The organism is Pectinatus haikarae (assembly GCF_015732185.1).
Lineage (GTDB): Bacteria > Bacillota > Negativicutes > Selenomonadales > Selenomonadaceae > Pectinatus > Pectinatus haikarae.
Genome location: NZ_WIQM01000008.1, coordinates 463,671 through 483,098, shown reverse-complemented (window position 1 = coordinate 483,098; position 19,428 = coordinate 463,671). Strand labels below are relative to the sequence as shown.

The 19,428-nt window shown below is 41.3% G+C and carries 19 protein-coding genes and 1 tRNA gene; 16 read left to right on the top strand and 4 right to left on the bottom strand.

Going from position 1 to position 19,428, the window contains the following annotated elements; translation table 11 throughout:
- Positions 1 to 107: 107 nt before the first annotated feature.
- From leuC to I6758_RS06460, 7 genes are all read left to right on the top strand, one after another.
- Complete coding sequence (gene leuC / locus I6758_RS06490) at positions 108 to 1,367, top strand: 3-isopropylmalate dehydratase large subunit (RefSeq protein WP_196604373.1); 1,260 nt, start codon at positions 108 to 110, stop codon at positions 1,365 to 1,367.
- Positions 1,368 to 1,442: 75 nt separating this feature from the next.
- Positions 1,443 to 1,940 (top strand): 3-isopropylmalate dehydratase small subunit, encoded by a 498-nt coding sequence (locus I6758_RS06485; protein ID WP_196604498.1) that lies wholly within the window; start codon positions 1,443 to 1,445, stop codon positions 1,938 to 1,940.
- Entirely contained in the window at positions 1,933 to 3,003 is a 1,071-nt protein-coding gene (gene leuB / locus I6758_RS06480) for a 3-isopropylmalate dehydrogenase (protein ID WP_196604372.1), read from the top strand. The genes I6758_RS06485 and leuB overlap by 8 nt, the downstream gene beginning before the upstream one ends.
- A 243-nt stretch (positions 3,004 to 3,246) precedes the next feature.
- Positions 3,247 to 3,606 carry an ArsR/SmtB family transcription factor gene (locus I6758_RS06475; protein ID WP_196604371.1) on the top strand — a complete coding sequence of 120 codons (360 nt, stop codon included), beginning with the start codon at positions 3,247 to 3,249 and terminating at the stop codon, positions 3,604 to 3,606.
- Entirely contained in the window at positions 3,607 to 3,972 is a 366-nt protein-coding gene (gene arsD, locus I6758_RS06470) for an arsenite efflux transporter metallochaperone ArsD (RefSeq protein ID WP_196604370.1), read from the top strand. It begins immediately after the preceding gene.
- A gap of 13 nt (positions 3,973 to 3,985) precedes the next feature.
- Positions 3,986 to 5,719 (top strand): arsenical pump-driving ATPase, encoded by a 1,734-nt coding sequence (gene arsA / locus I6758_RS06465; RefSeq protein ID WP_196604497.1) that lies wholly within the window; start codon positions 3,986 to 3,988, stop codon positions 5,717 to 5,719.
- Positions 5,720 to 5,742: 23 nt separating this feature from the next.
- Positions 5,743 to 5,928 (top strand): hypothetical protein, encoded by a 186-nt coding sequence (locus I6758_RS06460; protein WP_196604369.1) that lies wholly within the window; start codon positions 5,743 to 5,745, stop codon positions 5,926 to 5,928.
- 260 nt (positions 5,929 to 6,188) lie between these two features.
- Here the strand turns inward: I6758_RS06460 and I6758_RS06455 are convergent, their stop codons facing one another.
- The 4 genes from I6758_RS06455 to alr form a co-directional block, all read right to left on the bottom strand.
- The gene (locus tag I6758_RS06455; protein WP_196604368.1) at positions 6,189 to 6,596 is read right to left on the bottom strand and encodes an ExbD/TolR family protein; all 408 of its coding nucleotides are present in this window, start codon (positions 6,594 to 6,596) and stop codon (positions 6,189 to 6,191) included.
- Positions 6,583 to 7,212 (bottom strand): MotA/TolQ/ExbB proton channel family protein, encoded by a 630-nt coding sequence (locus tag I6758_RS06450; protein ID WP_196604367.1) that lies wholly within the window; start codon positions 7,210 to 7,212, stop codon positions 6,583 to 6,585. The genes I6758_RS06455 and I6758_RS06450 overlap by 14 nt, the downstream gene beginning before the upstream one ends.
- Positions 7,213 to 7,254: 42 nt before the next feature.
- Positions 7,255 to 8,025, bottom strand: coding sequence for an energy transducer TonB (locus tag I6758_RS06445; RefSeq protein ID WP_196604366.1), 771 nt, complete (start codon positions 8,023 to 8,025; stop codon positions 7,255 to 7,257).
- A 316-nt stretch (positions 8,026 to 8,341) separates the two neighbouring features.
- Positions 8,342 to 9,511, bottom strand: a complete 1,170-nt coding sequence (gene alr, locus I6758_RS06440) for an alanine racemase (RefSeq protein WP_307223657.1) — start codon at positions 9,509 to 9,511, stop codon at positions 8,342 to 8,344.
- 153 nt (positions 9,512 to 9,664) lie between these two features.
- On the opposite strand from alr, the gene I6758_RS06435 reads away from it, so the two are divergent.
- The 9 genes from I6758_RS06435 (at position 9,665) to I6758_RS06395 (ending at position 19,377) form a co-directional block, all read left to right on the top strand.
- Positions 9,665 to 9,741: transfer RNA gene (locus I6758_RS06435), tRNA-Val, on the top strand.
- A gap of 216 nt (positions 9,742 to 9,957) precedes the next feature.
- Positions 9,958 to 11,847 (top strand): ABC-F family ATP-binding cassette domain-containing protein, encoded by a 1,890-nt coding sequence (locus I6758_RS06430; RefSeq protein WP_231038537.1) that lies wholly within the window; start codon positions 9,958 to 9,960, stop codon positions 11,845 to 11,847.
- 196 nt (positions 11,848 to 12,043) lie between these two features.
- Positions 12,044 to 12,373 carry a PTS lactose/cellobiose transporter subunit IIA gene (locus I6758_RS06425; RefSeq protein WP_196604365.1) on the top strand — a complete coding sequence of 110 codons (330 nt, stop codon included), beginning with the start codon at positions 12,044 to 12,046 and terminating at the stop codon, positions 12,371 to 12,373.
- Between the two features lie 206 nt (positions 12,374 to 12,579).
- Entirely contained in the window at positions 12,580 to 14,499 is a 1,920-nt protein-coding gene (locus tag I6758_RS06420; protein ID WP_196604364.1) for a BglG family transcription antiterminator, read from the top strand.
- Positions 14,500 to 14,534: 35 nt separating this feature from the next.
- Entirely contained in the window at positions 14,535 to 14,981 is a 447-nt protein-coding gene (locus tag I6758_RS06415; protein ID WP_196604363.1) for a PTS sugar transporter subunit IIA, read from the top strand.
- Between the two features lie 141 nt (positions 14,982 to 15,122).
- Positions 15,123 to 15,425, top strand: coding sequence for a PTS sugar transporter subunit IIB (locus I6758_RS06410; protein WP_196604362.1), 303 nt, complete (start codon positions 15,123 to 15,125; stop codon positions 15,423 to 15,425).
- 14 nt (positions 15,426 to 15,439) lie between these two features.
- Complete coding sequence (locus I6758_RS06405) at positions 15,440 to 16,861, top strand: PTS galactitol transporter subunit IIC (RefSeq protein WP_196604361.1); 1,422 nt, start codon at positions 15,440 to 15,442, stop codon at positions 16,859 to 16,861.
- Positions 16,862 to 16,894: 33 nt separating this feature from the next.
- Positions 16,895 to 18,244: a sn-glycerol-1-phosphate dehydrogenase gene (locus I6758_RS06400; RefSeq protein ID WP_196604360.1), complete on the top strand. Its 1,350-nt coding sequence runs from the start codon at positions 16,895 to 16,897 to the stop codon at positions 18,242 to 18,244.
- Between the two features lie 86 nt (positions 18,245 to 18,330).
- Complete coding sequence (locus I6758_RS06395) at positions 18,331 to 19,377, top strand: 2-hydroxyacid dehydrogenase (protein WP_196604359.1); 1,047 nt, start codon at positions 18,331 to 18,333, stop codon at positions 19,375 to 19,377.
- Positions 19,378 to 19,428: the final 51 nt, after the last annotated feature.

The window sequence follows — 19,428 nt, the reverse complement described above, 5'->3', positions numbered from 1 at the left end:
AAAAGTATTGGTAAAATTATATCTTTTGATGATTTTCATAAAATATGAAACAGAAAATATATTGGTGAGGACAATAGAATATTGCAGAAATAATTGGAGGAATATTTATGGGAATGAATATGACGGAAAAAATTCTTGCCGCGCATGCAGGATTGAAAGAAGCATCCGCCGGACAATTGGTGACATGTAAACTTGATATGGTTCTGGCGAATGATGTTACCGCGCCGCCCTCTTTCAAAGAATTTGAAAAAATAGGCGGACCCGTTTTTGATAATACCAAAATTGCTCTTGTACCGGATCACTTCACACCAAATAAGGATATCAAATCAGCCGGTCTTTCCAAGGCAGTGCGTGATTTTGCCAATAAATATAATATCATAAATTATTTTGAAGTAGGCAGAGGCGGAATCGAACATGTTATTCTGCCGGAAAAAGGTATTGTCGCACCGGGTATGCTCACAATCGGTGCCGACTCACATACCTGCACATATGGTGCTCTTGGCGGTTTCTCCACAGGAGTGGGAACGACGGATCTGGCTGTGGCACTTGCCACGGGAGAAGCATGGTTCAAAGTTCCTGAGGCAATAAAGGTCGAATTGACGGGCGATAAACCTGCCGATATAACCGGCAAGGACGTAATGCTTACTTTGATCGGTATGATCGGCGTGGACGGAGCCCTATACAAAACATTGGAATTTTCCGGTGAAGGAGTGCATTCCCTTTCCATGGATGATCGTTTTACCATTGCCAATATGGCTATAGAAGCCGGCGGCAAAAATGGGATATTCCCCGTTGACGAACTGACAATGGAATATATCAAAGACAGAGTAAAAAAACCGTATACCATAGTTGAAGCTGATGCAGATGCAAAATATTGCGATACAGTAAAAATAAATTTAAATGACCTTGTACCCGTTGTCGCTTTTCCTCATCTGCCCGGCAATACAAAAAAAGTGGCTGAAATAGACGATATAAAAATAGATCAGGTCGTTATCGGCTCCTGTACAAACGGACGTATTGAGGATATGCGGATTGCCGCACAGGTAATGAAAGGACATACGGTGCATAAAGATGTACGATGCATCGTTATTCCGGGCAGTCAGCAGGTATATAAGGAAGCTGTCAAAAGCGGCTATATAGATATTTTTATCGACGCGGGCGCATCCGTCAGCACACCTACCTGCGGACCATGTCTCGGCGCACATATGGGCATCCTTGCCTCCGGCGAACGCTGCGTTTCAACAACGAACCGCAATTTCCGGGGCAGAATGGGACACGTAGACAGCGAAGTCTATCTGGCTGGCCCACAGGTCGCTGCCGCAAGTGCCATATTGGGAAAAATAGCTCAGCCCGGAGATCTGCGCTGAAATATCAGTAATAGCCGATCGGCAGGATAACTAAAAAAACGGGGTTTATATATATAAGAGAAAGGTTCGATGAATATGGCATTAACAGGGAAAGTATGGCGGTACGGCGATAATATAGATACAGATGTAATAATACCGGCACGTTATCTGATTTCATTTGATCCTCAGGAACTGGCATCGCATTGCATGGTGGATATAGACGAAAGTTTTGCCCAAAACGTAAAAGCGGGAGACATTATGGTGGGCGGCAGAAATTTTGGCTGCGGCTCTTCACGCGAACATGCTCCCGTCGCCATAAAAGCGAGTGGAATACCCGTAGTAATAGCAGCAAGTTTTGCGCGTATCTTTTACCGCAATGGCATCAATATAGGCCTGCCGCTGTTGGAAATAGGCGATGATGTAGAAAAAATAAGCGCAGGTGACCGGCTTAGTGCAGATACTTCCACAGGAGAAATCAAAAACCTCACGACGGGAGATATTTTTCATGCACGGCCTCTGCCGGGTTTTGTTGAGGATATAGCAAAAGCGGGCGGACTTATTAACTACATCAAGGAGAAAAAGATAAATGCCTAAAAATATTGTCGTTATACCGGGAGACGGGATAGGTAAAGAAATAACCGACGCTGCCGTTGACGTTTTAAAAAAAATAGACAAAAAATACGGGATTGATCTGACCTTTTCCTTTTATGATGCAGGCGGTACCGCCTATGATAAATTTGGGGTTCCACTGCCGGATGATACGCTGAACGCAGCTAAAGCCGCGGATGCAGTACTTTTCGGCGCAGTCGGCGGCGACAAATGGGATAATGTCGAACCTCAGCTGAGGCCGGAAAGAGCTATTCTCGGTCTCAGAAAGGGCCTGGGGTTATACGCTAACCTCAGGCCGGTGCAGACGATGGATGAACTCATTGATTATTCACCGCTGCGGCCTGATATTGTCCGCGGCACAGATGTTCTGATCGTCAGAGAGCTTATCGGCGGCATTTATTTTGGCGACAAATGCGAACGGGAAGAATATAACGGCACAATAAGAGCATGGGATTTAGAAAATTACAGTATTCCTGAAGTGGAAAGAATCGTTGAACTTGCCATGCAAGCTGCTTTAAAACGCAAAGGCAGCGTAACTTCCGTTGATAAATCCAATGTTTTAGCCACTTCACGTCTTTGGCGAAAAACAGCCGCTAAAGTAGCGGAAAAATATCCTGAAGTAAAGCTGGATCATATGTATGTCGACAATTGTGCAATGCAGCTGGCTATAAAGCCTACGCGCTTCGACGTTATCGTCACCGGGAATCTGTTCGGCGACATTTTAAGCGATGAAGCTGCCGTTTTAGGAGGCTCCATCGGTCTTATGCCGTCAGCAAGTATCGGTGAGAAGACCAGTCTTTATGAACCTATCCACGGATCAGCGCCTGACATTGCGGGTAAGGGCATCGCCAATCCATTAGGGACCATCTTATCAGCGGCATTACTTTTGCGTTATTCACTCGACGCATCAGCCGCAGCTGACGATATAGAAAGTGCCGTCAAAAAAACTTTGTCAGATGGGTACCGGACAGCCGACCTTTTCAGTGCCGGTTCTAAAAAAGTCGATACCGCCGGAATGACAGAAGCCGTTTTAGCAAATATCAAATAAATTATTTCTATCCCAAAACCACATAACTGCGAAAAGGACCTGCCGTCAGCGGCAGGTTCCAGAGTGTAGACAATTCCTAAATCCACCCCCGTATGTTGAAATCATATGGGGGTGGATTTTTTGATACATGTTTTGTAAACGGAAAATAAATTAGTTGTTCAGCTTGTATTTTTACATTAATAATGGTAACATAATCACATAATCGTTTAAGCGATTATGTGATTATGAAAGGAAGATGCATACATGGAAAAGCTGGTAGAGGTTTTAAAAGCGCTGTCGGATGAAACTCGGCTAAGAATACTAAATCTATTATATGAGCGGGAATTATGCGTTTGCGATGTTATGGAAACTTTACAGATTACGCAGGCAAAAGCATCCAGACATTTGATTTACATGAAAAATGCCGGACTGGTAAAAGATAGAAGGCAAGCACAATGGTCATATTACACTACGCAAAAAGGTAAACATTTGAATTTCATTGACAGTCTGGTTTATGACAATTTGAGAGGTATGAAATTATATCAGGGCGATTTGGAAAATTTAAATAAATGGCTAGAACAAAAAAACAGTTATTGTGATGAAAATGTAGAGGAGAGATTCTAAATGAAAAAAATGGAAATTTTTGATCCGGCGATGTGTTGTTCTACCGGTGTATGTGGTCCGTCGATTGATTCGGAGCTTCTGCGGATGGCAACGGTAATTAATTCATTAAAAGAAAAAGACATATTTATCAAGAGGCATGGTCTGTCTGGCGAACCGCAGGATTTTGTTGACAACAAGGTAATCAATGACATTCTTCAAAAAGAAGGAGCCGACGTTTTGCCGGTAACGCTTATTGATGGTGAGATTGCTAAAACGAAGGAATATCCTACAAATAAGGAATTATCTGCGTGGCTTGGGGTAGAAGTTGAGACAAAGCAGCCAGAAAAGACAGGCGGATGCTGCTGTGATTCTGATGGGTGTTGCTGATATGATAAATCTTATATACGAACCATTTGCATTAGACAAAATAAATCTCACGAAGTATTTGTTTTTCACCGGTAAAGGTGGTGTCGGAAAAACCTCTACGGCCTGTGCTGTTGCTGTGAATTTAGCGGATCAGGGCAAAAAGGTTCTTTTGGTCAGTACCGATCCGGCATCCAATCTGCAGGATGTTTTTCATACCGAGCTTGACGGCAAGGGCGTTGCGATTGACGGTGTTCCGGAACTTCTTGTTGCCAATCTGAATCCAGAGGAAGCAGCAAGAGCATACAGGGAGTCAGTCATTGGGCCTTATCGGGGAAAATTGCCGGAAAGCGTTCTTATTAATATGGAGGAACAGCTTTCCGGGTCCTGTACCGTCGAGATTGCTGCATTTGACCAATTTTCACATTTCATCACGGATAAGGCAGCTGCCAGTCAGTATGATCATATCATCTTTGATACAGCACCGACCGGGCATACGCTGCGCATGCTGCAACTTCCTTCGGCCTGGAGTGATTTTATCAGTGAAAGTACACACGGGGCTTCTTGTTTAGGGCAATTGGCAGGTCTTGAAGAGAAAAAAGGCATGTATAAGGATGCAGTCAGCAATTTGTCCGATTCAACGAAAACAACGCTGCTTTTAGTTTCACGGCCAGAAAAAACACCACTTCTGGAAGCAGAGCGTTCCAGTATTGAATTGCGTGAACTGGGAATATGCAATCAGCTTTTACTTATCAATGGTGTCTTAGGGGAAGCTTCGGACGATGTTTCGCAAAAAATCCTGAATAAACAGCGTGCAGCCATGGAAAATATACCGCATGGTCTGAAACAACTTAGAACCTTTTCTCTGCCGCTGCGCTCCTATAATATTTTAGGGCTGGATAAGATTCGGGCCTTTTTTCAGAGTGATGCATATGAAAAGATTGCCTCAAAGATAAAAGCAGAAGAGTATCTTTCCATAGATACGTTAATTGAAGATTTGCACAGAACGGGGAAAAAAGTTATCTTCACGATGGGCAAGGGAGGCGTTGGCAAAACAGCGATGGCTGCCGTGCTTGCTTTAGCTCTTGCCGAAAAAGGGGCAAAGGTACATTTAACCTCAACCGATCCAGCTGATCATCTACGCTATATCATTGCGGGAAAAGAAAATATCACACTCAGCCACATTGATGAGGCGCAGGAACTACAGAACTACCAAGATGAAGTATTGCGTAAAGCGCGCGAAACCATGACGGATGAGGATATCGCTTATATTGAAGAGGATTTAAGATCACCCTGTACGCAGGAAATTGCGATATTTAGAGCGTTTGCAGAGATTGTCGATAAAGCAGAAAATGAAGTCGTGGTAATTGATACCGCTCCCACGGGCCACACGCTTTTATTATTAGATTCAACGCAGAGCTATCATAGGGAAGTACAGAGAACAAAAGGTGAAACGCCGATTTCTGTCCAGCGTCTTTTACCGAGACTTCGTGATGCACAGCAGACGGAAGTCATTATTGTTACACTGCCGGAGGCAACGCCGGTCTTTGAAGCGGCAAGATTGCGTGATGATTTATTGCGAGCGGGCATCCAAAACAAATGGTGGGTGGTCAATCAATGTCTTTCTATGACAAAAACGGAGAATCCGATGCTGATGGCACGTGCCAATACGGAAAAACAGTGGCTGGAGAAAGTAAGTGAAATCAGCAGTGGCAATCTTGTTGCGATTCCCTGGCTGCAAGAGGCATCAATTGAAAATATCCGCAAATGATTTAAGTCAGGAGGTGAAAAGCAATGCCAATTCAAGTAACCTTGAGTTTAAATTCGAGTAATCCGCAGATGCAAACGAATATGCCTGATATCTATGCTTGTGGCGATTGCATAGAACAATACCACCTTATTACTGGTAAACCGGTGTATCGACCGCTGGGATCAACGGCACAGTCACCGGAGGAAACTTATATTTTAAGGGGATTTTAGAAATCGATATTTTTAAGATTTTCGAGCTGACAGTAGCGTAACCCGGGTTATCGGAGCGCGAGGCAATTAGTCAAGGCTATGAAGATCGTTGTTTCTAACAATATCAAATAAAAAGACTTGTTATGAGGAAAATGCCATTATTGTTTTTGATGGGAAAAATTTTTCTGGATAATTATAGCAAAAGCACCTGCTACATAGATACAGGTGCTTTTGTCTTCGAGCCGGAATCTACCGTCAGCGGCAGGTCCTTTTCGCAGTTATTATTTTTTATCATCAGAAGCAAGGCCGAACCGTGTTATCCCCGCACCCTTCAGTTTATCCAGAAATGACATCAGCTGCGCATAGTCGATATCTTTATCAGCACGTATAACGACTGCAAAATTTGGATTTCTTTTGTTTTCTGCCTGTGCCTGAGTCAGCAGTGTCCCTTCGTCAATCGCCTTATCTTCCAGATACAAGGTACCATCTCTGCGCATGGATACCAGATAATTAACCCGTGCCTGCATTTGGGCATTTTGTGTTTTAGGCATATTTACGGGAATTGTTTTAATGTTTACCATATATAAGGTGCTGAGCATAAAAAATACAAGGAGAAAAAACATGATATCTATCATCGGAATAATCATTACTTCCGGTTTTTGAAAAGAACGGCGGTCACGCAGACGCATTAGTATCACCTCTGCTGTCGCTGCTTTCTATCAGGGAAAAAGTCTGCTCCATATCAGTCACTATATTATCTATTCGCTGCATAAAATAAGCGTGTATGGCAAGTGCCGCGATCGCAACGCATAATCCCATGGCAGTGGCAATAAGAGCTTCTCCCACACCGCCTGTTATCGTGCTGGCCTGGCCTTCCTGCAGATTAAAGACACTGAAAGAGGATATCATGCCGCTGATCGTGCCCAAAAGACCGAGTAGTGGTGCCATCGTTACAATCACGCTGAGATAATAAAGACGGGCGCGCAATTTAGATAATGCAATGCCGGATTGTATTTCAAAAAAGTGCACAGGACTTATGCCTTTACGCATTTTATCCATACCAAGATGCAACAGCAGTGCAAGATCTCCTTTAGTCTGAGCGGTAAGAGTTTTTGCTTCGTCTGTTTTTCCGTTGGACATAAGATGATAAAATTTTTCGGTAAATTTACGCCCCGAATCTGCCTTAGAGAAATAAAGAGCACGTTCTATACCTATAGAAACAACAAAAACAGAGCATAAGAGCAAAATATACATTACAAAACCGCCCTTATGAAAATACTCCAGACCTTGTGCGACGAAATCCATAGAAGCTCCTCCTAATTACTGCCAGATGAACACTGGGTTTTATTAATCATAAAGATTGAAATGAAAATTTTGTTTGATGGTACAGCGTACCGCCCTCCCGTGGGCATTGCGGGCCGGAGAAAAGGTCCACTGACGCGCTGCGGACAACGCCGCCTGATCAAAAGCAGCCTGTCCTGAAGACGCATCTACAGACACATCTTCAATATTGCCTCCGGCATCTATCGAAAAAAGCACTCTGACAGATCCTTCTGCACCGGATGATCTCATGCTGCCCGGATACGACGGATAAGGAGCATTTAACGCAGACGGCGGTATAACGGCAACAAGCGCATCAGCATCTTCATCTGCGCTGTCAGATGTGCTTCCAGCGTTATTGCCGCTACTGCCGCCCACACCGCCGCTGCCACCATTTTTTGTGACAGCAGAGCCTGATGATCTATTACTATCGTCAGTACCGCTTCCCGACTGCCCTTTCGGTGCAGCCTGACTTGAACCTTTCTCTTTATACTCGGCAGTATCATACTTGAAGCTGCCATTCTGCAACGGCGATGTTTTGTAATTCAAGCGTTCACTGTCCTCACCGGTGAGTACAATATCACTCACCGCCGGTGCCGTTTGGTCCGAAGCGCTCCCTGACTCCCCTTCTGAACCGCTGTTGCTGTCAGCAACATAAACAACGTTGGCAATATCATTTTGCTGTGGATCATAGACGCGGGAGAAAAATCCAGTAAAGATCAAAAGCAAAAACAAGATAAAATGAAGAAGCATGGAAAGAAACCATCCGGTCCTGCGATAGGATGATGACAGTAACATTATTCCTCCTATATAAAACACATTATTATTTCATTAAAGAACAAAAGCTATAATACATGATATAAAGCTTTGTTTTTTTTGTCAAGGAGAGAAATTTATACTGACTTTTCATACATAAAAGTATTGCATTAGTAAAAGTAATACATAAGCGGCACTATCATATGTATCATTTCTGAAAGCTTTCAGCCTGTAAAAGCATATGTTTCCCTTCTGCCGGTCCTGTTTTTATATAAAACACTTATCCGAGAATAAAGAGAAAATCAATTAGCTGTACAAAAGAAGAAAAAAGATCTAAGCAGAATAATTTTATTTTCTTTCAATATAAATAGTTTCTGTAGAAAGAAGCTATGCCGTTTTGAACATACACACGCGGCAGGCGGCGGGCCATCATGCATACTATTTCATAGTTGATGGTACCCAGTTTCCGGGCAAGTTCATCAGCGGAAATGGCACTGCTTCCCTGTGAACCGAAAAGCACCGCTTCATCGCCTTTTTTCACATTTTGGATTTGGCTGATATCAACCATGCACTGATCCATGCATATGTTCCCCACTACGCTTGCCCGCTGCCCCCCTATCAGCACCTGTGCTTTACCGGAAAGCATACGTGTATATCCGTCGGCATAGCCCACAGGCAAGGTGGCAATAGTGCATTCCCTGTCAGCTATAAATTTACGTCCATAACTTACACTATCACCTTTTTGCAGTTTTTTTATGTGCGTTATCCTGCACTTAAAAGCCATTGCCGGTTTCAGCGCCGTCCCTGCAATATCCACTTCGCCTGATGGAGCCAGTCCATAAAGAATTACACCGGCCCGGACCATATCCCAATGGTATTCAGGCAGATCCAAAATTGCGGCGCTGTTGGCACAATGATGTGTGCGGACAGTTACCTTTTCCTCTTCAAGCCGCGCGCATACATAACTGAAACGCTTATATTGTTCTCTCGCGAAACTTTTATCAGTACAGTCGGCCGTAGCAAAATGAGTAAAAATACCTTCCATGACAACATTAGGCAGTTTACTGATTTTTTTTATTTCGGCAATGCTCTCCTCGGCAGGACGATAACCTATCCGCCCCATTCCGCTGTCTATTTTTATATGTAAACGCACATCACGCCGCTGCCGTACCGCCTCATCGGAAAAGGCTTTCGCTGTATTATAATCAAATATAGGTACATCTATCCCATAAAGGACAGCGGGGCGGGCCTGTTCGGCAAACAGCGGCCCCAATACGAGAATAGGTGCAGTAATATCGGCACGACGCAGCTCGATTGCTTCATCGAGTTCCGCTACAGCAAAACGATCAGCACCGTTTTGCAGCAGCAGCTCTGCTACCGCACAAGAACCATGTCCGTAAGCATTGGCTTTAATAACGGCGGTTATTTCCGCATTCTTATCTGTCAGACGGCGGATTTCCCGCATGTTGTTCGCAAGTATATCAAGATCTACCTCCACCCATGCCGGACGTATTTTAGTGATATCCACAAGGATCCCTTCTTCATTTATATTTTCAAGCTACAATTTGAGCAGTACAAAAATCTGATTTGTACTGCTCAAATTGTAGCAGATATGCTGACAAAACAAAAGATTGACAAACAAACAAATTTATAATATATTATTAAGGCAACAATTATTAACGGGGTTATAGCTCAGTTGGTTAGAGTGTTACGTTGACATCGTAAAGGTCACAGATTCGAATTCTGTTAACCCCACCAGTAATTCATGACTTCGCTCCTGCGGAGTCTTTTTTTGTTCAGCCGGATGATCATGAAGCAGCAAACCGTCAGCGATATTTTTCTGACGGTTTTTTTTATTGCTTTTGTTGTTAAATAAACGATATATCCCCATAACATCCCGGTGCCCACTTCTCATGTCATGAACCGAAAAGAAATATGCTATAATTAAGAAAAAAGATAGCAGGATGATTAATTATGATTTTAACAGCGGAAAATTTGGCAAAAAGCTACGGAGAAAAAATATTATTTGAAAATGTCAGTTTCTCTGTGGACACGGGAGACAAAATCGGCATAGTAGGAATAAACGGAACAGGGAAATCCACGCTCATGCGTACTATTGCCAAACTTGTGCAGACAGACAGCGGAAATTTCATCACCATGAAAAACATCCGTATAGAATATCTAGATCAAGACAAAAATCTCAATTTGGAAAACACCGTTCTTACGGAAGCTTTTCATGGTTCTCAGGATATAATGAAGGCTCTCCGTGAATATGAAATGACTCTTTGCGCCCCGGAAAGCACATCTGAAGAAACGCAGCAAAAATTAGTGCGTTTCTCAGAAAAGATTGATGAACTTGACGGCTGGCAGCTTGAAAGCGATGCCAAAGCCATTCTCACCAAACTCGGCATCACTGATTTTTCTAAAAAAGCAGGTGAACTTTCGGGTGGTCAGCAAAAACGCCTTGCGCTGGCAGCTGCGTTAATACAGCCATGTGATCTGCTGTTATTAGACGAACCTACCAATCATCTCGACATGGAAACTATCGAATGGCTTGAAACCTATTTATCGGGGCTGAAATGTGCAGTTATATTGATTACTCATGATCGTTATTTTCTTGATTCGTCTGTTTCTAAGATACTGGAGCTTGACAGAGGCAGCGCATATATCTACACGGGAAACTACAGTGATTTTCTGGAACAAAAAATCGCACGGACAGAACGGGAAAATGCTTCTGAGCAAAAAAGACAGAATTTCCTGCGCAATGAATTGAAATGGATACGCCGTGGTGCGCAGGCCAGATCGACCAAGCAAAAAGCACGGCTTCAGCATTTTGAACAAGTCAATGCCCAGGAAACTGTTTCTCAGAACGATAAAGTTCAAATTGCTCTGGGAACCAGCCGTCTGGGGAGAAAAATCATCGAATTAGACAATATTTCTTACCAAAGAAATGGCAATATAATACTGAAGAATTTCTCATACACAATACTGCGTAGTGACCGAGTCGGAATTTTAGGTCCAAATGGTTCCGGCAAATCCACTCTGCTTAATCTTATTTCCGGAAAACTCACTCCTCAAACCGGCAGTATAAAAATCGGACAAACTGTAAAAATAGGTTATTTTACCCAAAAAAATACTGAAATGGACGAAGATCTGCGTGCCATAGAATATATAAAACAAGCCGCTAATTATATCACGCTTATAGACAACACACGTATAACTGCATCTCAGCTTATGGAATTATTCTTATTTGACGGGAATTTGCAGTGGACGCCTATCGCCCGACTGTCAGGCGGAGAAAAGAGGAGGCTGTATCTGCTGCGCATATTGATGACAGCACCCAATGTGCTGTTGCTGGATGAGCCGACAAATGATCTTGATCTGCAGACTATGGCCATTTTAGAATCATTTATCGATAAATTCAATGGAGCGATAATTTTCGTCTCCCATGACCGTTTTTTTGTTGACCGACTTGCTGATAAAGTTTTCGCATATGAAGAAGATGGTTCTTTACGGCAATATGCAGGCGGATATTCTTATTACTCAAGAATAAAACTGCAGGAAGACGAAAAAAAAGAAATGAAACTTGAACCGGAAAACAAAACTGCCTTCGTGAAGAAAGAGAAGCCCGTTTTAGTCCAAAAAAAATTCACTTATAAAGAAAAATGCGAATATGAACAGATCGAAAATATTATCGCACAGACAGAGATCGAATTAAAGGCTGTAGAAAAACAAATGCAGGCAAATGCGGCTGATTATGCGCAAATAAGAGAACTGAATATACAGTTGGACGGCTTGAAAGATAAATTGGATAAATTGCTTGCCCGTTGGGCATATCTGGAAGAAATAGCTGAAAACAGCTGAACTGATTGACCAATATTAAATTTATCCGTCGATTTATTTTTTGTCCACGAATAAAAACAAAGGAGTAAAGAATCTTCAAGGCGAAGTTATACAATAAAAGTCAGGTGCTTTTTTTAAGTGTAAAATGTTTATATGGCTCACAGAAACATTACCGCCGGGAAAATGGCACATAAATCATTTGTTGGGAGGAGTTTTTTTGAAACAGAAAAAGACTGTGGATAATGAAAACGTATGCCTTGAAATCGTAAAAATGGCCAATAGTGCCAAAACAGGCTATTTGCAGAGTATCCAGCTGGCAAAACAGAAAGAATTTGAAAAGGCTGTCGAAAAAATCAACGAATCTGATGAATATTTCAATCAGGCTCATGATGTTCATACACAGATGCTGCAATCTGAAGCTGATGGCGGGAAAACAGATATTGACCTGCTGCTTGTACATGCCGAAGACATAATGATGAATGCGGAAATGAGTAAAATATTCGCTATGGAGATAATGGATTTATATTTGAGATTGTCTGAGAAATAAGTAAAATAATTATAGCGTTTATAAAAAAGCTTATGCAAAATTTGCATAGGTTTTTTTTTGGCAAATTTTCCGCAATGAATTTTGTTTTGCGGAAAATTTATTTAATAAAGAATTTTTGTTAAATATTTTAGGTGTTATAAGGAAAAAACTTAAACTATGTAAAACCATGTCCATTTGTTAGAATTGGTTCATAAAGGAGAGAAAAAATGGATAAGCAAAAAAGGTTGAGAAAAGTATTCGAAATACTGCGAGCATATCCTGACGGTGTCAGCGGAGAAGTAATTTCCGGTCAATTAGGTGTATCTTCAAGAACTATACGCTCTGATATGAAGATACTGGAGAAAATGATACAAGGATATCCAATTTTCATAAATTCTGCGCCGCGTAAAGGATATATGATGGTGTGCGAACAAGCTTTTTTTGCTGATAAGTTTATCAACGATACTTTGGGCCGGAATGCAGTAAATATAAAATGCAGCCATGAACCGGCTGATTATATTGTATGCCGGCTGCTGACCAACAGTTACACCGATACGACCGTGACGCAAACATATCTGGCAGATGAAATGTATATAAGCCTGTCCTCATTAAAATCAAATTTTATTGAATGCAAACAAATCTTAAGCAAATACAATATAAAAATAATGCATTACAAAAAAGATGGCATCCAAATAGACGGAGATGAAAATCAGGTAAGAAACTGCATATTTGACTATATTGACAAAAGCGATTGCTTCGCTGAAAAAATATTTGCAGAAACAGATATGATCTCTATTGATGAAGTGATAAGCAAGGTCTTGAGAGAAAGAGAAATGCAGATTCCCGACACAGACAAGACAAGCCTGTGTATCCACGTGGCAATAGCAATTACACGAGCCCAATGCGGAAAAAGCATTTCTTATCCGATCAGTACAGTGAAAAAAATTGATCAGACCTTTGAATATAATGTCGCAAAGGATATTTTAGAATATTTATACGCCGTACTGGCAATAGATGTTGCTTATAGCGAAGTTTATTACATCACGCAATGTCTTTTGGCAAGCAAGAAATTTTTCAACACAGCTACCTCCGGAGAAAACCTGGAAGCAAAAAAAATTGTATATGCTGTATTGGAAAAAATCAAGCAAGAACTCCTCATTGATTTTATTGATGATGAATATTTAATAGACGGTCTTGTCCTTCATTTGAACATAGCTATAAATCGCATCCAGTTTCATATGAATATACGCAATGAACTCTTGGAAACAATAAAAAATGATTACCCCTTGGCATTTCAAATGGGCGTTATAGCCAGTAAAGTAGTCAAAAATTTAAATAAAATAGATGTGAATGAAAATGAAATTGGCTACATTGCTCTGCACTTTGGGGCGGCGTTAAGCAGAAAAGGAATAAATGAAAAGATCTGCTCTGCCAAAAAAATCATCATAGCCTGCGCGGCAGGGCTGAGTATAGCAGTCCTGTTAAAAGCAAAAATAAAAGAGCATTTTCAAAACCGTTTGGATATATTGGAAGTCATGCCCACCTACAGCATTACCACAGAAATTTTAAAAAAGGTAGATTATATATTTACTACGGTACCAATAGACAATATAAAATCCCCTAAGATAATCACCATAAACAACATATTGCAGGATGACGACATTGCGAAAATAGAAAAAATTGTTTTCGATAACACAAGCATAAATAAAGCATACTTGCAGGAATTTTTAAAGCCGCGGAATTTTTTTACGGATAAAGAATTTGCCAGTAAAGAAGATTGTATCGGTTTCTTGACCGAAAATGCCATCCAAAAAGGATTAATGAGTGAAAAGACAAGAGCCTCTGTCTATGAAAGAGAGGACATATCTTCCACTGCCATAGGAAATATGGTCGCCGTTCCGCATCCTATATATAACGATATGGAAGTTTCTTTCATATCGGTCCTGATTCTCAACAAACCTATACAATGGGGGAATTTTCTTGTTCAGGTGGTGTTTTTGTTAAGTATAAAAAAAGGCGACAACAAATTGTGGGAAACAATCTTCCTCAAGCTGAATGATTATATAAGATCTAAAAATGGCGTTGAGTCAATGCTGAAAAATAAATCATATGACATATTTTTGCATGAATTCAGCAGTATGTTTTGACGCCGTATTTATAAATAAAGGAGCAATATGAAAAAATGGATGTGGATTTAATAAAAATCAATTTGGATTCTGTGACCGACAAGGAAGTCATAAAAGAACTCGGCAGTTTAATGAAAAAGAAGAACTATGTAAAGCAAAGTTATATCGATGCCGTGCTGCACAGAGAAGAATCACTTCCCACAGGATTGAATATAGGGGATACATGTGTGGCCATACCGCATACTGATCCTATACATGTCAACATGCCGGCTATAGCGGTGGGCTGCCTGAAAAATCCTGTAAAATTCCGCAGCATGATCGATCCTGAGCGTAAACTCGATGTCAGGGTTGTTTTCCTGCTGGCAGTAAAGGATCCCAAAAAACAAGTAGAACTGCTCACTAAATTAATGGATCTTTTTAAAAACGTAGAAATATTAAAAGAAATAGAAACAGCAGACAAAACAGAAAGCATAGCTCAAATTATGGACAAAGCCATCTCCTGACAGACGGTACATTAAAGCTTTATAAAAAGCTGTCCCATTCAGACAATATTAAAAATATGTCTGAATATAATATAGCCCCCGTCTTATGCTTTTAATCTTGCAGGATTAATATATTATAATTTATGATTTGGAGGAATTATTATGAAAAAAGTAAGTATTTTATCAGTCTGTGGTTCCGGAACAGTTACATCTTCTATGGTAGCTGGTAAATTAAAAGAAAAATTAAAGGAAAAAGGCTACATCGTATCCACAACTGAATCAAGACCAACCGAAGCATTGAATTTAGCAAAATCAGGCCGATTTAATCTAATCACATTCACCAGTCCGCTGACCCCCGGTGATTACGGAATACCTGCGATAAATGCATTTGCCTGCCTGACAGGAATAGGCGAGGATGAATTTTTAGCAGAAGTTTTAAAAACAATTGAAAATATGCAGAAATAAAGGAGCAATAAATTATGGATGCTGTATTAGTTTTTATGAAGTCTATTATTGACACATTCGGTTCAGCCATAATAGTGCCGGTAATAATTTTTATAATTGCCAAAATATTTAAAGTATCTACACAAAAATCTTTTCTCTCCGCGGTTTACGCAGGTGTCGGTTTGCAGGGATTCACGCTGCTTTTAAATTCATTTACACCTATCATCACCCCCGTAATAAATCAAATGGTCAATTCATCGGGGGTTCATTTACCTGTATTTGATGTTGGCTGGCAGGCAACCGCACTCGTTGCTTTTTCCACCAGCGCAGGCATGATATATCTGGGACTGGGCATAGCGCTCCAAACGATACTTTTTCTGATAAAATGGACAAAAATCTTCCAGCCCTCCGACTTATGGAATAATTATTCTTATATGGTTTGGGGTGCAATGGTCATCGGTGTCACAGGAAGCTTTACTCTTGGCATTGCCTGTATGGTTCTGCTCAATCTGTATTCTCTGCTGATTTCTGAACTGGTAGCTAAGAGATGGTCCACCTATTATCAATACCCTAATTGCACTATTATTGCCATGCATAATGTCGAAGCCAGTATTTTTGCGGTAGTTGCAGACCCGATATACAATATGTTCGGTCTCAACAAAATCAAATTGAACCCTGTTTATTTACAGCAAAAATTCGGATTTTTAGGTGAACCAATGACACTGGGGCTTTTTCTTGGTGGATTCATCGGTATTCTGGGTAACATAAATGATATTTTGACCTTAGCCGCATGGGGCCAGATTTTAAAAGTAGCGGTAGCGACAAGTGCCGTTATGGCTATATTCCCTAAGATAGCCAGTATGTTTGCTCAGGCATTTGCTCCCATTACAGAGGGTGCCCGCAAATTTATGCAAAATAGCGGCAACAGGGAATGGTATATTGCCGTAAATGATGCCGTTGGCTATGGTGAACCGGCAACACTTATTTCAGGACTGCTGCTTATCCCAATAATGCTTGTAATAGCTATAATCCTGCCCGGCAACAGCACCTTGCCGGTGGTTGATCTGCTGGCACTGCCTTATATGGTGCAGGGACTTGTAGCCACGCATAACGGCAATATTGCTAAAATACTGATATCCGGGACTATTTGGTTCGGTCTTGGTCTTTATGTATGCACCTACACAGCACCGCTGTTTACTAATATGGCTCTGGGAGTCGGTGTTGCCATCCCTGCAGGGGCAATGCTCATAACAAGCTTCAATATTTTAGGAAAACCGCTGATGGCTCTCGTATTTTTGGCATTCCTTACAGCCAGCCCTCTTTTTATAGGCGCTGCTGTAATTCTGTACTTTGCCTTATGGATATTGTTCAGAAAAAATAATGACAGAATCAATGATTATCTGCAAAAACAGGCCATGAAAAACGCCGGTGCTGAAGGCAGCGAAGAAGCTGCCTGAATTATACGCTCATAAAATTTAGGAGGCAGATCTATGGACTGGAACAAGTACTTAAACAGGACGATAAACTGCGCATGCGGACATACACACGAATGTGATATACGGCATATTGACATTGGTAAAAATGCAATAACCAAGCTGACCGGATATGTAAAAGAAAAAAGCTATGCCCATATCTGTATCATTGCCGATGTGAATACTGAAAAAATAGCGGGCAAAAAAGTTTATGCCGCATTAGACAATGCTGATCTTGAATATGACAAGTTTATATTTGATGACAAAGACCTTGTCCCCGATGAAACGGCGATAGGCCGGATAATGACACAGGTTTCCGATGATTGTGATCTGATAATAGGCATAGGCTCCGGAACAATAAATGATTTGTGCAGATTCTGCTCGCATAAAATGGGAAAAGATTATTTCATTGTCGCCACAGCGCCTTCCATGGATGGATATGCTTCCGACGTAGCACCGCTCATCGTGAATAACTTAAAGACCACCTATGAAAAAGTTGGCCGACCCAAGGTAATCATAGGAGATACAGATATTTTAAAGGATGCGCCTCTGCGAATGATAACCGCAGGTGCCGGAGATATTTTCGGCAAATATATATGCCTTACTGACTGGCAGCTGTCACATATTGTAAATGACGAATATTATTGTCCTTTTATTGCAGAAATCATGAATGAAGCCGTGACTGCTGTTGCCAAAGCCGCCGATTCAGGTATTGCTCAACGCGATGCCGATGCCATGGGATCAGTCATGGAAGCTCTGGTATTGGCCGGAGTCGGTATGAGTTACAGCGGCAATTCACGCCCGGCCTCCGGCAGTGAACATCACATGTCGCATTATTGGGAAATGAAGTTTTTGCAACGTGGTGAACACGGTATCCTGCACGGCACCAAGGTCGGCGTCGGCACAATTGTAGCTCTGCATTTATACCGATATGCGGCAGAGATTCTGTCTTCAGGCAGCCTAAAAGATTTTCCTGTCCCTGAATTTGACAAGGCAGCTTGGGCTGAAAAAATGTCAGAGATATATGGTCCTGCCGGAAACGGTGTGATCCTGCTGGAAGAAAAGTTTGGCAAAAATAATTGCGCCAACATAAAAAAACGGCGTGAAAAAGTCATTGAAAACAAAGAAAAAATACAGGAATTAATAAAAAAACTGCCGTCTATCACTGAAACGATACAAAGAATGAAAAAAATAGAAGAACCCTACAGACCTGATCAGATAGGAATAACAGATGATATGCTGAAAATAGCAATATTATACGCAAAAGAACTGCGTAATCGTTATGGACTTTTACAGCTTCTTTATGATTTTGGGCAGCTTGAAAAAGCAGCAGAAGCTGTCAGCGGACAGGTCATGAAACTTAATTGAACACGAGAGGTTTGCATATATCTGCGGCAGTCAACATCCGCAGATATATGCAAAATATTTTTGAAGATAAGGAAAGATGACAGCTTATGAAAATTGTAGTTGTGGGCGATGCGCTGGTAAAAAGCGATGATTTGGAAAAAGCTGCCAGAGAGATGAACTTTGGCGAAACGCTTGAAATAAAAAAGCTGGAATGGTTTTCTGATCTACCAAAGGATAAATTTCAAAAGAAGATAATGGAAATAGAAAAAAACGGCCCGGAGAATATAACCCTTCCCGCAGGCATGTCAGATGCCACCAAAGAAGCTCATGCTCTGTTTGTACATTTAGCTCCTGTCAACAGAAAAATAATAGAAGGAGCACCTCACTTGCGTTTGATCGGTGCATGCCGGGGCGGTGTCGAAAATATTGATATTGAAGCGGCAACAGAAGCCAAAATACCTGTTATTCATGTCATAAGGAATGCCGAACCTGTAGCCGACTTCACATTGGCCTTAATGTATACGGAAACGCGCAATATAGCACGAGCCCATCATGCGGTGAAAAATGGTATCTGGCAGAAATCGTTTGCCAACGATCCGTACAAAACAACACTGAAAAGAATGAAAATCGGTTTGGTGGGTGCAGGCTATATAGGCCGGCTAGTATTGAAAAGATTAAATGCCCTGAAAATTGAAAGCGCTTTTTATGATCCCTACGTAAAAAAAAGCGATTTGGCAGAAGAAGGCCTGAACGCCGAATCTTTACCGCTTGAAAAATTATTTGAAACATGCGATATCATATCACTGCATATGCGCGTGACTGAACAGACCGCCGGAATGATAAATAAATCCCTTATATCCTTGATGAAGCCCAGTGCCTATCTTATCAATACGGCACGTGCCGAAATATTGGATCGCAGTGCCGTGGTGGATGCTCTGTCAAATAAAAAAATTGCAGGAGCAGCTTTGGATGTATTTTGGCATGAACCTTTGGAAAAAGACGATATTTTTCTCAAATTGGATAATGTGACGATTACACCGCATATTGCCGGTGATACCATCGATGCAATCACCTATGCGCCTTATTTACTGAAAGATGTGATAAATGATTATTTTACAAAAAAAATAAGTAAGATGCAGGTTAACAAATATTAATAAATGATATATAATGTATTACAATAATAAAATATGTCATACATATAGGAG

Bases quoted from the DNA above. Each gene is read 5' to 3' on its own strand.
- I6758_RS06450 (WP_196604367.1), bottom strand. From the start codon at position 7,212: ATGGATTTCGTCGCACAAGGTCTGGAGTATTTTCATAAGGGCGGTTTT.
- leuC (WP_196604373.1), top strand. From the start codon at position 108: ATGGGAATGAATATGACGGAAAAAATTCTTGCCGCGCATGCAGGATTG.
- I6758_RS06405 (WP_196604361.1), top strand. From the start codon at position 15,440: ATGGATGCTGTATTAGTTTTTATGAAGTCTATTATTGACACATTCGGT.
- I6758_RS06455 (WP_196604368.1), bottom strand. From the start codon at position 6,596: ATGCGTCTGCGTGACCGCCGTTCTTTTCAAAAACCGGAAGTAATGATT.
- leuB (WP_196604372.1), top strand. From the start codon at position 1,933: ATGCCTAAAAATATTGTCGTTATACCGGGAGACGGGATAGGTAAAGAA.
- I6758_RS06415 (WP_196604363.1), top strand. From the start codon at position 14,535: ATGGATGTGGATTTAATAAAAATCAATTTGGATTCTGTGACCGACAAG.
- I6758_RS06420 (WP_196604364.1), top strand. From the start codon at position 12,580: ATGGATAAGCAAAAAAGGTTGAGAAAAGTATTCGAAATACTGCGAGCA.
- I6758_RS06475 (WP_196604371.1), top strand. From the start codon at position 3,247: ATGGAAAAGCTGGTAGAGGTTTTAAAAGCGCTGTCGGATGAAACTCGG.
- arsD (WP_196604370.1), top strand. From the start codon at position 3,607: ATGAAAAAAATGGAAATTTTTGATCCGGCGATGTGTTGTTCTACCGGT.
- I6758_RS06430 (WP_231038537.1), top strand. From the start codon at position 9,958: ATGATTTTAACAGCGGAAAATTTGGCAAAAAGCTACGGAGAAAAAATA.
- I6758_RS06395 (WP_196604359.1), top strand. From the start codon at position 18,331: ATGAAAATTGTAGTTGTGGGCGATGCGCTGGTAAAAAGCGATGATTTG.
- I6758_RS06460 (WP_196604369.1), top strand. From the start codon at position 5,743: ATGCCAATTCAAGTAACCTTGAGTTTAAATTCGAGTAATCCGCAGATG.
- I6758_RS06485 (WP_196604498.1), top strand. From the start codon at position 1,443: ATGGCATTAACAGGGAAAGTATGGCGGTACGGCGATAATATAGATACA.
- I6758_RS06400 (WP_196604360.1), top strand. From the start codon at position 16,895: ATGGACTGGAACAAGTACTTAAACAGGACGATAAACTGCGCATGCGGA.
- I6758_RS06410 (WP_196604362.1), top strand. From the start codon at position 15,123: ATGAAAAAAGTAAGTATTTTATCAGTCTGTGGTTCCGGAACAGTTACA.
- I6758_RS06445 (WP_196604366.1), bottom strand. From the start codon at position 8,025: ATGTTACTGTCATCATCCTATCGCAGGACCGGATGGTTTCTTTCCATG.